This window comes from Vibrio sp. 10N.222.51.C5 (assembly GCF_041474575.1).
In the GTDB taxonomy this organism is placed as follows: domain Bacteria; phylum Pseudomonadota; class Gammaproteobacteria; order Enterobacterales; family Vibrionaceae; genus Vibrio; species Vibrio crassostreae_C.
In genome coordinates this window covers 37,341-49,059 of sequence record NZ_JBFRUJ010000060.1, presented here as the reverse complement: position 1 = coordinate 49,059, position 11,719 = coordinate 37,341, and the positions used below count along the sequence as shown (strand labels likewise).

General features: G+C 42.1%; 12 protein-coding genes and 1 pseudogene. 2 read left to right on the top strand and 11 right to left on the bottom strand.

Translation table 11 applies throughout. The annotated features are described in order from the left end of the window. From AB4558_RS18890 to AB4558_RS18880, 3 genes and pseudogenes are all read right to left on the bottom strand, one after another. The coding region (locus tag AB4558_RS18890) for a hypothetical protein (RefSeq protein ID WP_372158993.1) at nt 1-357 on the bottom strand (357 nt) is incomplete at its 3' end. A 936-nt stretch (nt 358-1,293) separates the two neighbouring features. Then, nucleotides 1,294-1,623 (bottom strand): annotated as a pseudogene (locus tag AB4558_RS18885) (metal-dependent hydrolase); the annotation flags it as partial. Between the two features lie 227 nt (nt 1,624-1,850). Continuing rightward, a complete protein-coding gene (locus AB4558_RS18880; protein WP_029235341.1) occupies nt 1,851-2,660 on the bottom strand; it encodes a sulfite exporter TauE/SafE family protein in 810 nt (269 codons plus the stop codon). Between the two features lie 343 nt (nt 2,661-3,003). Here AB4558_RS18880 and AB4558_RS18875 point away from each other — a divergent pair, with 343 nt between their 5' ends. Continuing rightward, nucleotides 3,004-3,981, top strand: coding sequence for a DUF1852 domain-containing protein (locus tag AB4558_RS18875; protein WP_017064213.1), 978 nt, complete (start codon nt 3,004-3,006; stop codon nt 3,979-3,981). 45 nt (nt 3,982-4,026) lie between these two features. Further along, nucleotides 4,027-5,055 (top strand): methionine synthase, encoded by a 1,029-nt coding sequence (locus AB4558_RS18870; RefSeq protein WP_372075026.1) that lies wholly within the window; start codon nt 4,027-4,029, stop codon nt 5,053-5,055. Between the two features lie 211 nt (nt 5,056-5,266). On the opposite strand, the gene AB4558_RS18865 is transcribed toward AB4558_RS18870, so the two are convergent. The 8 genes from AB4558_RS18865 to AB4558_RS18830 form a co-directional block, all read right to left on the bottom strand. Beyond that, nucleotides 5,267-5,668: a hypothetical protein gene (locus tag AB4558_RS18865; protein WP_017062409.1), complete on the bottom strand. Its 402-nt coding sequence runs from the start codon at nt 5,666-5,668 to the stop codon at nt 5,267-5,269. After that, on the bottom strand, nt 5,661-6,110 hold the full coding sequence (locus tag AB4558_RS18860) for an N-acetyltransferase (RefSeq protein WP_136973884.1): 450 nt from the start codon (nt 6,108-6,110) through the stop codon (nt 5,661-5,663). The genes AB4558_RS18865 and AB4558_RS18860 overlap by 8 nt, the downstream gene beginning before the upstream one ends. An 86-nt stretch (nt 6,111-6,196) precedes the next feature. Next, the gene (locus tag AB4558_RS18855) at nt 6,197-6,703 is read right to left on the bottom strand and encodes a GNAT family N-acetyltransferase (RefSeq protein ID WP_137002387.1); all 507 of its coding nucleotides are present in this window, start codon (nt 6,701-6,703) and stop codon (nt 6,197-6,199) included. 46 nt (nt 6,704-6,749) lie between these two features. After that, on the bottom strand, nt 6,750-7,217 hold the full coding sequence (locus tag AB4558_RS18850) for a cold shock domain-containing protein (protein ID WP_372075027.1): 468 nt from the start codon (nt 7,215-7,217) through the stop codon (nt 6,750-6,752). 106 nt (nt 7,218-7,323) lie between these two features. Further along, a complete protein-coding gene (locus AB4558_RS18845) occupies nt 7,324-7,824 on the bottom strand; it encodes an opioid growth factor receptor-related protein (RefSeq protein ID WP_372075028.1) in 501 nt (166 codons plus the stop codon). 461 nt (nt 7,825-8,285) lie between these two features. Beyond that, on the bottom strand, nt 8,286-8,759 hold the full coding sequence (locus AB4558_RS18840; protein ID WP_017063648.1) for a response regulator: 474 nt from the start codon (nt 8,757-8,759) through the stop codon (nt 8,286-8,288). Then, entirely contained in the window at nt 8,746-10,101 is a 1,356-nt protein-coding gene (locus AB4558_RS18835; protein WP_372075029.1) for an ATP-binding protein, read from the bottom strand. The genes AB4558_RS18840 and AB4558_RS18835 overlap by 14 nt, the downstream gene beginning before the upstream one ends. 6 nt (nt 10,102-10,107) lie before the next feature. Next, nucleotides 10,108-11,526 (bottom strand): DASS family sodium-coupled anion symporter, encoded by a 1,419-nt coding sequence (locus AB4558_RS18830; RefSeq protein ID WP_102578842.1) that lies wholly within the window; start codon nt 11,524-11,526, stop codon nt 10,108-10,110. Nucleotides 11,527-11,719 lie beyond the last annotated feature (193 nt).

Here is an 11,719-nt window from a genome sequence, read left to right as displayed (position 1 = left end):
CTTAAGGTTCTGTCTATGAAGACCTAAAAACTTGTACCTAAACTCTAAACTATCAAGTCTTTCATCAAATGACTGCCTGTGCATCTGATACTTCTGAAAGTTCCGCATTTCATCCTGTTTTTCATCACGAATCTTAACTGCTCCCCTACTCTTTCGCCCATCATAGATTAAATATGCTAGTGTGCCTGCAGTCCCTAAAGAACCCAAAGTACTAGCCAATTTGTAAAAAGACTCAACCGGATCACGCCAAAGGAAGACGCCTACCAGAACACCTAGAGTCGTTCCGAGGATAATGAAGAGAACATAAAAAGAATGGTCATTATCTTTTCGATTTTTATTAGAATTGTTACCCTGCAAAACAACACCATATCAACATACCAATAAGATTAACCAATTGTTTCATAGGTAATATTCAGCTTCAAATACAAATTCAAATAATGAACGGACTATTCGATATAATATTGTTCCCTCCTCAAACGCTCTTAACGAAGATATTGGACACTTGATTAATACGATATGCCACACTGCCTTGAAAGTTAGTGATACCTTTAAGTGCGCTACCCACGTAAATGAACATCTTTTGAATTCAACCAAAAGCTATACAAAATCAACGAAAAATCACACCTTAACGGACAATCACCTAAATGATGCGAAGACTCAAACCTTAATCATCGCAACAATAAATAAAGAAGTGAGATATTAAATGATTCTCGGACAAAAGAGTTTTTGCTTATCTCTATCGATTGTTGTTATCACCAATCGATTATGTGTGACAGAGATAAGGTGACAAGCTCTATTGCGTCTGTTTAGATTTAATGTGATTGATGACCTTTGTTGTCTTCCGACAGATACATCAAATACATCAAGATACCCCATGACGTGAAAAACCGGCATGACTCCAATAAACATACTGTCTGTAGAGTATTAAATAATATGATAGAGAGTTAATGAGCACCTAATCAGACGGTGACGATTCAGATAGTATAGGCCCCGCCTACCGATTATCCCTTCAGGATGCTCTGTACCACACAATAACACGCCAAATATTATGTATATAAATACCCTTTGTCATACAAAGCCTCATTTACTAACAGAAAATCTATCATCGTTATTTTTATCAATGTCTATTTTCTAGTAGTCTATTCTACAAAATTTACTCAATAACAAAATAAACTGTTAGTAGGGAATCTTTGTATTTAAAATTTCACTTTGTATCTCTCGACTATTGCTAGACGCAGAACTATCACTCATTTACCTAACAGCCTAACAGAAAATCAGTCAGTATTTTGATTTGGTACAAGCGTCTAACAGTGCATGAGTACCATAGCCCAGAGCACAAAACAGCCAACTTTGTTTGAAAGAAAGCCCACGTTTTTTTGCAATCAGGTGATGCAGAACCAAAGCGCAGATCAAACTGCCAATGGGAATAAAGAAGAGTGAATGGGTAAATTGTCGATGAAATTCCAAAGCCAACAAAGGGTCACTTTGAGACTTAATCAGTGCATCCAAATCTGGTGCTAACCCGGAGAGCAGCCCTAATACCCCAGCAACAACCAAATGTTGTTTTTTGCTGGCCGATTGTGACAAAGAAGCGCCTAACACGCCCTGCGTTAAAGGATCCATAAATCACTCATTGATAGCATTCCGTTGAATCAAACAAAATACATTTAGCTATAGCGGTGAACTGTTCATAACTAAACGGTTTTATCAATATACTCATGTACATAGCTGTATAAGCATAGACCGATAAACAAAAAAAGAGCAGTTATGAAACTGCCCTTTTCTAATTATTGGTGGTTGATCAATTTATTCGTTTTTGTTCTGTATATTCACACTTGAACGATCTTTTATTAACGAGCAACCATGCTTGCTGCGATAACCACCAGCAGTACTGAGAAGATTTTCTTAATCGTTGGAACCGGTAAATGGTTGGTGGCTTTTGCGCCTAACGGAGCCGTAAACCAAGACGTGCACACAATACCCAACAGCGCAGGCAGATAAACAAAGCCAGCAAAGCCATCTGATAGAGCAAAGTGGCTGCTGCCTGAACTGATGTAACCTATCGAGCCAAACAACGCGATCACAATGCCACAAGCCGAGGCACAACCGATGGCCTTTTTCATATCGACAGAGAAGAACGTTAATAGCGGAACCAGCAATGCTCCGCCACCAATACCTATCATGGCAGATAAGCCACCCGTAATGGTTGTCAGCACAGTGAGCACGCCTTTGTTCGGCAGTTTTCGTTCCTTAGGCGCATCATTTTTGCTGCTTAAGAACATCTTGATCGCAATCAGAACCACACTCACAGCAAACACAATACGAACGACTTTTTCCGGTAACAACGCCGCCATAAAACCACTAACCAATGCACCCAGAGCAACACCGAGCATGATCCAAGGCGCCAGATCCCAAGGCACGTTGCCATTCTTGTGGTGAGCGAGTGCAGAAGATGTGGAAGTGAACAGTATCGATGCCAACGAGGTAGCAATCGCAGCGACAACAACTTGGTCGGAAGGTAGAACTTCTAAATACAGTAAAATGCTGCTTAACACAGGAACAATGATCAGCCCTCCGCCAATACCTAACAAACCGGCTAGAAACCCAACACCACTGCCCAGTAACGCACAGTAGAAAATCAACAACAGCAATTCACTCATTTCATCCATCTCTTAATTAAATTAATCGTCTTAAATAACACACTATTAATGCGGTTATATTTCCATCAAGCTAATTAATATAACTGACACCGACTAAAATATTCAAACAGAATAGATCATGAATATTCCTCATGTTGAATGTGAAGTAATACCATTGTTAATGGTCAACCTATCAACGTATAAAAACCTTAAGCGATTAACTTTATACGACATTAATTCTACTAAGCATTAATTTCAGACAGCATAGCCTTCGATTCTTAATCCGGTCACAAGCAAAAAATAAAAGCCGTTTTAATACTAAAGACCGAGAGAATCAGAAAAAAAATTGGGATACCAAATCAGCATGAATAAAGAATTTAATTTTACGATTAAGAGCATTAGCCTCGACGAAAACTACCAGCCTGCAGACAGCACGCGTATCACTACCAACTTTGCTAACCTGGCTCGCGGTGACAGCCGTCAAGCGAACTTACGCAATGCACTACAAATGATCGATAACAGTTTCAACGCGTTAGCGCACTGGGATAACCCTAAGGGCGACCGCTACTCTGTTGAGCTTGAAATCATTTCTGTTGATATGGATATTGAAAGCAACGGCGAAGCATTCCCTTCAATTGAAGTGCTGAAAACCAATATTGTAGACCGTAAAACTAACGAGCGTATTGAAGGCATTATCGGAAATAACTTCTCTTCTTATGTTCGAGATTATGACTTTAGCGTACGTCTATTGGATCATAATAAAGGCCAAGATAAATTCAGCATTCCAGAAGATTTTGGTGACTTACACGGTAAGCTTTTTAAATATTTCGTTAACTCTGACGCTTACAAAAAGAACTTTAATAAACGACCTGTTATTTGCTTAAGCGTGTCAGATAATAAAACCTATTACCGCACTGAAAACCAACACCCAGTATTAGGTTTTGAATACCAACCGAATGAGTCTTCTTTAACTGAACAATATTTCAAAAAGATGGGCTTACAGGTTCGTTATTTCATGCCGCCTAACAGTGTTGCACCTTTGGCCTTCTATTTCTTTGGTGATCTGCTGAACGATTACTCTAACCTAGAGCTTATCAGCACCATCAGTACCATGGGTACGTTCCAGAAAATCTACCGACCTGAGATTTACAACGCGAACGCGGTTGCGGGTAACTGTTACCAACCAAACTTGAAAAACTTGGATCACTCGCTGACTCAAATCGTGTACGACCGTGAAGAACGAAGCCAGCTAGCTGTTGAACAAGGTAAATTCGCAGAAGAGAAGTTCATTAAGCCATACCAATCAGTTCTAGAGAACTGGTCGGCAAATTACGCACTTTAATCGTCTATTGCGCTCTCAAACCACCCAAGGATAGGCAATATTATTATGAAAACACTATTACCGACTTCAACAGCGGGCAGCTTGCCGAAACCGTCTTGGCTTGCACAACCAGAGACGCTTTGGTCGCCATGGAAACTTCAAGGCGATGAACTCACAGACGGCAAACAAGATGCGCTGCGTGTCTCTCTGCACGAGCAACAGCAAGCAGGCATTGATATTGTGAGTGACGGCGAACAAACACGTCAACACTTTGTAACGACCTTCATTGAACACCTGAATGGCGTTGATTTTGAAAAGCGTGAAACCGTTAAAATCCGCGACCGTTACGATGCGAGTGTACCGACGGTTGTAGGCCCAGTTTCTCGTCAGAAATCTGTGTTTGTTGAAGATGCGAAGTTCTTACGTCAGCAAACCGACCAACCGATCAAATGGGCTCTGCCGGGGCCTATGACCATGATTGATACACTTTACGATGCGCATTACCAAAGCCGTGAAAAACTGGCGTGGGAATTTGCAAAGATCCTCAACGAAGAAGCCAAAGAACTTGAAGCGGCAGGCGTGGATATTATTCAGTTCGATGAACCTGCGTTTAACGTGTTTTTTGATGAAGTGAACAATTGGGGCATCGCTTGTTTGGAAAGAGCCATTGAAGGGCTTAAGTGCGAAACAGCAGTCCATATTTGTTATGGCTACGGCATTAAAGCGAATACGGATTGGAAAAAGACATTAGGCACCGAGTGGCGCCAATACGAAGAAGTCTTCCCTAAGCTGCAGCAATCGAATATCGACATTATCTCTTTAGAGTGTTACAACTCTCATGTACCTCTTGAGCTGCTTGAGCTCGTACGAGGCAAGAAAGTAATGGTCGGTGCGATTGATGTTGCAACCGATTCGATTGAAACACCGGAAGAAGTGGCTAGCACTCTACGTGAAACACTTAAGTACGTTGATGCCGACAAGCTCTACCCTTGCACCAACTGCGGCATGGCTCCCCTACCTCGCGAGATAGCCTCAGCGAAGCTTAATGCGCTAAGTGCTGGCGCAGAGATCGTTCGTAAAGAGCTTTCAGCGTAACGCTTTCCTAAAGAACAAAAACTATGCCTTTAAGCCTAAGTATCATATTGATGCTTAGGCTTTTTGTTATGTGAGTTAATGAGCTTTACGCGCTGCTTACCAGGTTTTATCTAGGTCTTGAGCATATAAAGAGATCGCTCGTTGGTACTCTTTAATCGCATCGCTATTCGTCGTGGAAACTAAAAGCTCAAGTAACAGCGATGTCGCTTCTTTATGGCGACCTAGTTCGACACGCTAACATACGGCTCCATTCTTCTTTGCTCATTGCGCCTTTAGAAAGGTAAATATTGTGTTTCTGCATTGCACCTTTCGTGTATGAAAGCTTGATGAATGAGCCAATTTCAAACGGAAGAAAGCTACGCTGTAAAGTCACATCACAAGCAACGCCATTTAAACGTACATGACCGTTCGTGATTTCAAACGAGCTATCGCGAAGCTTCCACCACAACATTAGAATTTTTATTAATGGAGGAACACAAATTATCAGCCCTATGGTTAGCAGCGATGAACGATCACCGTCTGATATCCAATAGACAAGACCTAGTGCAATAACAATAAACAGCAACTCTGAAAATAAGTATTTAACAAAATTTAGTTGGATACGGTTATCCATGACACTCTCTCAATGATGACCCTAAAGGCAGCTCCATTTCAACGAGCCCTTTCACTTCAGACAACTGAGTAAAACCTTTTGATTGATAAAGCTTAATGGCGGGGTTCTCACTGAACACGCGCAACACTAACTGAGCCGATGCTTGATTGTTCGCATGTTCAATAGCCAAATCGAGACACTTAGAGCCAAAACCTTGACCTTGACAGTCAGCTAATATCTGCAAGTCCCTAAGAAACGTTGTACCACTAGCGTAACTGAAGCGAACAACACCAATACGGCGATCCCCCACATAAATTTCATAGTTATCCAGCTCATCCCAGCTGCGTAAAAACTGGCTATGACCCCAAGCGATTCCACGAGCTTGATAGTAACTCGCCATATTCGTTTTGGTGATCGATTCAGCGAACTTAGGCTCTGAACCTTTGACCAACCTTACTTCCATATTGTGTCCTTTTTTTCCTAGGCTAAACATTGAGTAATATGTAATTAAAGCACCAAGAGTATTGCATCATGTTTGAGCCATTCTTATCACTCTGCTCCCTTGTTTAATGCCTTCTCTAACCACATTGAACTGATGTATTGGCCGTTTTTCTTCGCGTATTCATTGAGCACTCCTACTTCTCGAAATCCAAAACGTTTATGCAGTGCTATTGAAGCCTCATTAGGCAAAGCAACACCTGAGACTACGCGGTGAACATCATAATCACTAATCGATGCAAATAGCTGAGAATAAAGCTTAGAGCCTAAACCTTTACCTTGAGCTTCTGCCGCAAGATAAATAGTGACCTCTGCCGTATCTTCAAATGCCGACATAGCCCGGTATTGCTGAGAACACGCGAAGCCTAATACCACACCACCTTCTGTCGCGACATACAGTTGATGTTTACTTTGGCTCGAAAATTGAGAAAACCACTGTTGGCGATTTTCCAACGACAACTTCTCTTCTTCAAAGCGCGCATTGGTATGTTCAATATAAAAGTTGAAGATATCGGTGATGCCTGCAATATCAGGTAATGTCCCTACTCTGATTTCCATGTAATGTCCTTTTAGTTGTCTATTTTGAATGACTAATAAACAGGCATCAATAATGACTACAGAGCTGACTCTCGCAAGGAATACCATCACGATCACCATCTATTTTCACATTTGGACAGTTTGCCAAATAAAACTTTGCTTCATCACAAGATAGCATCTCACTACAATGCGTTTTACCTTGGCAACTAAACCCCATGTTCTCATATGCGGGATTTAACTTAGGCTCCAATACCAAAAGATACAAACCTGCGCAAATAAGACCGACGAAAAGTGCAGACAAAATAATTGAAAGAGGGTTAGATTTGGATGGTTCTATACCAACTAGTTGAGCACTCGAAGCGCTGAGTTTAGAGCCACTATTCGACAATTGAAATTCAACTTCATCCCCAACTTGAGGATGACGATAACCGTCCGTAAACTTCGATATATGAACAAAAACATCGCCCTCTAATTCATCTGAGTTGATGAAGCCGAAGCCTTTCTCATCAACCCAGCGAACAATTTTTCCATTCATAGCTATTCCTTCTTCAAACCGCTTTCAACTCTTGACTCATATCACCAACATTATGCAGATTACATTATGGCAGCTCAATAAAGGGCTTAGATTTAAGTAAAAGTATCTACCCCTTTAACGCATTGCGCCAATACTGAACGGTTTTCTCCGACACCGAGCCAGTCTCGGTCGCCGCTGATACTATGAAGTCACATAACCGAGCCGCAACCTCTTCATTACCCAACAAGTACAAACTGCGAATGGCTCGCGTTAACCTTAGCTGGTTATGGTCATGATTCTTTAACCATACGTGATTAGCCGGGCTAAGTGGTAACGATGAAGATATTTCACTCCCGTTTCGCTGCATACCCCAAAACTCAAGCATCAGGTCAAGCACTTGTAGATGAGCTGTGCGGAGCGCTTCTGAATTAGCAAAAAGCACCCTATCTTCTTGAGTAACCAACGGTGCATGTTGATTAAACTTAGTCCCCTCATCTATTGGGAAGAACACTTGAATGTACTTATGGTCATGCTCCAACCAAAAATGATTGTAAGCCAATAACTGTTCTATATTTCGACCAAATTTATCCGGCGCTTCACCAGATATAAAGCGAGCAATCTCACTCATTTTAAAATCCTACTGACTATAAACCCCCACTTGTGGGCGAATGCATTATTACGCAGTAAGCCGTCAAAAGCCTAGTCCTTTACGTTGTAAGTACCGATTTGGCTTAGAACTCCACGTCCCACCCGTTAGGAATCACTTTTGAATAATTTCGACTTACTTTTCTAACAAACGACACGGGAACTCTGCGACACATTTTAGCTCTGCTGTATGTTCAGGGAATCGTTCCTGAAGAAAACACAATGCATCCGTTGGCGTTGGCGTAGCGTATGAGTTTTAGACTAAAGCCAGCAACCAGTGTGTTAATAACTGAGTACCAAAACCTGAACGACTAAAAGAGGTAGGTAAAATAAGCAGCGAAAGATTACATCTTTCAAAGAAAAACCCTTCAGAAAGCGTCCTTCGGTGCATAGAATTTCAAGCGACTTACACTAGTGAATAATGTAAGTCGCTAACATAAGAGGCTAACGCAAGCGTCTGAACACAACCTGCTGGTCGAGCTCATTCTGATAGTCCGTGTAATCAAGCCCTTGATCAAATATGTACTCAGTGACAAGAGTACGAATGCACTCAACCAATGTGCTTGCTTGCCAAGGCTTTTCAAAGTAACGGTCGATGCCTGCTGCATTAATCGCATTGATGGTATCAGTATGAGTGGCCTGCCCCGTAAGAAGAATTTTCTTTGTATTCGGAAAGCGGCTGTCATGGAACACTTCAGTGAGTAACTCCACCCCCGTTTTCCCTGGCATCACATGATCAGACACGATGACGGTAATGTGTTCGCCTTCTGCGTCAAGTTCATCAATGAGATCAAGCACTTCTTGCGCTGATTCACAATCTTCAATATTCAGCCAACTCGCCAGCGGCTCTAAATCTTGTATCACTGCGCTCAGTACTTCTCTCTGGTCATCGACACAGATTAAATTAAGCTTCTCCATGTTCACCCTCTATTGGTAACTTGATTCTAAATACCGTTTTAGAAGCATCACTTTTCACAATAATACTTCCGCCATAACCTGCCACAATCCGCTTAACTACTGATAAACCCAAGCCCAATCCAAACGATAAACCACCTTTTTTAGTGGTGAAGTTGGGCTGAAATACCTTTCTACGAGTCGCCTCGTCTATCTCAGGGCCGTTATTCGCGATCGTAACTAATATCCTTTTCTTACTTAATCTGGTTTGAATCTCTATTGCGGCATCGTCTGAATTCGACATTGCATCACAAGCATTCTTTACAATGTTGACCCAAATCTGAACGAGCTCTGTTTTCGAGCCTTTAAAAGACGGTAAATCCGCAGGGCTCAATCGCACAGACACTCTACGTAACTCACTTTGTAGCAACGATAAGGCATGGTTAATGGAGTCGTTAATATCAACCGCTTCTTCGGTGTCGATATCAACTCTGCCAAGTTGTTTAACCGATTTTACGATGCCGACGGTGTGTCTAGATGCCAAACGCAAATCATGTAAATCACAGCCCATCTGCCAAAAACGAATCGCTTCTTCTGGTTTTTTCAGCCAATGCTTTGAAATAACGTCTGTTGCAGATAAAGCATCAATTGGAATCGCCTTTGCAAGAGAGCGAGCAATGTTTTTGTCTAAACCATATTTTCTTTCAAATTGTCGCCCACGTGTTCGTGCTTCTGACGACGACGTTTTCTGACCATGCATTAACCCAAAATCGAAAAATTGACTGGCTTCTGGATGCACTTCTTCAAGCAGATCCATGATGACCGTTTCAAGTCGACCAGATTTACTATTTACGACACCAATAGCGTTGTTAAGCTCATGAGCAATCCCTGCAGCCAATTGACCCAAGGTCGTCATTTGCTCAGCAGTATGTAACTTCTCTAGCGCTTTTTGTTTCGCTATCGCTTCTTGTGTTGCGCGGCGTTGACGACGCGACAACTCATTGACAATTACAGGTGTGAACTGTGCGGTAAGAGGACCAAATTTACGTTCATCTTCTGCAGGCGTGTCTTTATCGATCCACGCTAACTGAACATCGGTTTTAGCAACAACCGTTGAAGATGCTGTCCAATTACCTGAAAAGAAGCTATGAACGCCTATAAAAGCCCCACTACCCGCGCTAAATACTCGCACTTGCGGTGTATTCGCATCGGTATAAAACCCTTCCAGTTCTCCACTAAACACATAATATAAACGAGTGTTTAACGCTGATTGTTCAATAATGGTGTTACCGGCACAGCACGTCACCCGACGTTCTGTTTGGTTAAAATAGCGCTCGATCAGTGCTTCTAGCTTTTGTTGATACACGTATCGTTATCCTATGTGACCAATTGAATGTAGCACCCACACCATAACAAAACTCAGTAGCACACCAACCACACCCAAAATAATACCGATTCTGGCCATTTGATTACTTTGCACATGACCAGTGGCATGAGCCAACGCATTCGGTGGCGTACTGATTGGCAGCGACATACCCAATGAAGCGGCAAAAGTCACAACCAGAATTAACGTTAACTCACCGCCTAGTGGCGTGAGTGAAGCCATAGACGAACCTAATGCCGCCATAATTGGCATTAACAAGTTAGCCGTTGCGGTATGAGACATAAAGTTTGCCATTACCAAACACAAGAACGCCGCTCCGAACAACACCACATAGGGTGAGTAAGCATCAAACGGAATGCTGTGTACCACGAGCCTTGCTAAGCCAGTTTTATCGAGCGCTAAACCAAGCGCAATACCACCTGATACAAGCCACAGTACGTCCCAAGAAATCTTTTTCAGGTCTTCTTTATTGATGATCCCTGTGAGTGAGAACACAGCGACAGGAATCAGAGCGACGGTATAAGAGTTCATGCCATGGCTTGAACCCATTAACCAAAGAATGATGGTCAGCGCAAAAGTGACGTACACCGCAATGGCTTTAGGCGTTTTAAGGAATTTACCTTTGATGCTTAGCTCGATTTTCTTTTGGTCAGCTTTGTACATAAAGCCTATTAAAAACCACGCTAACGCCATCATAATCACAACAAACGGCACACCAAATGCCATCCATTCACCGAACGTAATGAGGTTATCGCCAACTAAATATTTAAGTGCGATAGCGTTCGGAGGGGTACCGATCGGAGTACCAATGCCACCGATGTTAGCGGCAACCGGGATACAAAGCGCAAACGCTACACGACCGGGGTCTTTCGGACCAAACACAGCCAGTACCGGCGTTAAAATAGAGAGCATCATTGCCGTTGTTGCCGTGTTAGACATAAACATCGAAAAGATACCAGTGATCAACATTAAGCCGAGCATCACAAACTTTGGGTCTTGTCCAAATGGCTTCAACAACACGCGAGCTAAGTTTACGTCTAATCGATATTTAGTGGCGGCCATCGCTAAGAAAAAACCGCCCAAAAACAGCATGATGATTGGGCTGGCGAATGTCGCCATGATATCGCTGTATTTTAACAACTCACCAAAATGTTCCTGCCCATGCTCAAACCTTAAAAAGATCAGCCCTTTATCCGACAACATCAACAATTGCAGAACGATAATAACAACAGACGTCGCGTAGATCGGGATAGGCTCGAACACCCAGCACAATGCCGCTAATAAAAAGATCGCGATAACACGTTGTTGAATAATCGTAAGGCCTTCAAATGGGAACGCTGATAGCGGCATTACGAGGATAATGAAAGGAATTAAAATAGGGATAATGTATTTAATATAGGGGCGCATAGCACAAAAACTCTTCCTGAGATAACAACTACTTAGAAATTAGATTTAAAGTTCTAATTTAGTCCGACAACGAATTATCGACCTCTTATCACTATCTCACTATCGGCTAGATCAATGATTACGTAATCGCGATATCCCCTTTTTCGATTTTGTGCGCTACCTCTACGTTTGTATGTCATTTATTGTTGCAATT

Coding starts and splice junctions, on each gene's coding strand:
- AB4558_RS18880 (WP_029235341.1), bottom strand. CDS start 2,660: ATGAGTGAATTGCTGTTGTTGATTTTCTACTGTGCGTTACTGGGCAGT.
- AB4558_RS18875 (WP_017064213.1), top strand. CDS start 3,004: ATGAATAAAGAATTTAATTTTACGATTAAGAGCATTAGCCTCGACGAA.
- AB4558_RS18870 (WP_372075026.1), top strand. CDS start 4,027: ATGAAAACACTATTACCGACTTCAACAGCGGGCAGCTTGCCGAAACCG.
- AB4558_RS18865 (WP_017062409.1), bottom strand. CDS start 5,668: ATGGATAACCGTATCCAACTAAATTTTGTTAAATACTTATTTTCAGAG.
- AB4558_RS18860 (WP_136973884.1), bottom strand. CDS start 6,110: ATGGAAGTAAGGTTGGTCAAAGGTTCAGAGCCTAAGTTCGCTGAATCG.
- AB4558_RS18855 (WP_137002387.1), bottom strand. CDS start 6,703: ATGGAAATCAGAGTAGGGACATTACCTGATATTGCAGGCATCACCGAT.
- AB4558_RS18850 (WP_372075027.1), bottom strand. CDS start 7,217: ATGAATGGAAAAATTGTTCGCTGGGTTGATGAGAAAGGCTTCGGCTTC.
- AB4558_RS18845 (WP_372075028.1), bottom strand. CDS start 7,824: ATGAGTGAGATTGCTCGCTTTATATCTGGTGAAGCGCCGGATAAATTT.
- AB4558_RS18840 (WP_017063648.1), bottom strand. CDS start 8,759: ATGGAGAAGCTTAATTTAATCTGTGTCGATGACCAGAGAGAAGTACTG.
- AB4558_RS18830 (WP_102578842.1), bottom strand. CDS start 11,526: ATGCGCCCCTATATTAAATACATTATCCCTATTTTAATTCCTTTCATT.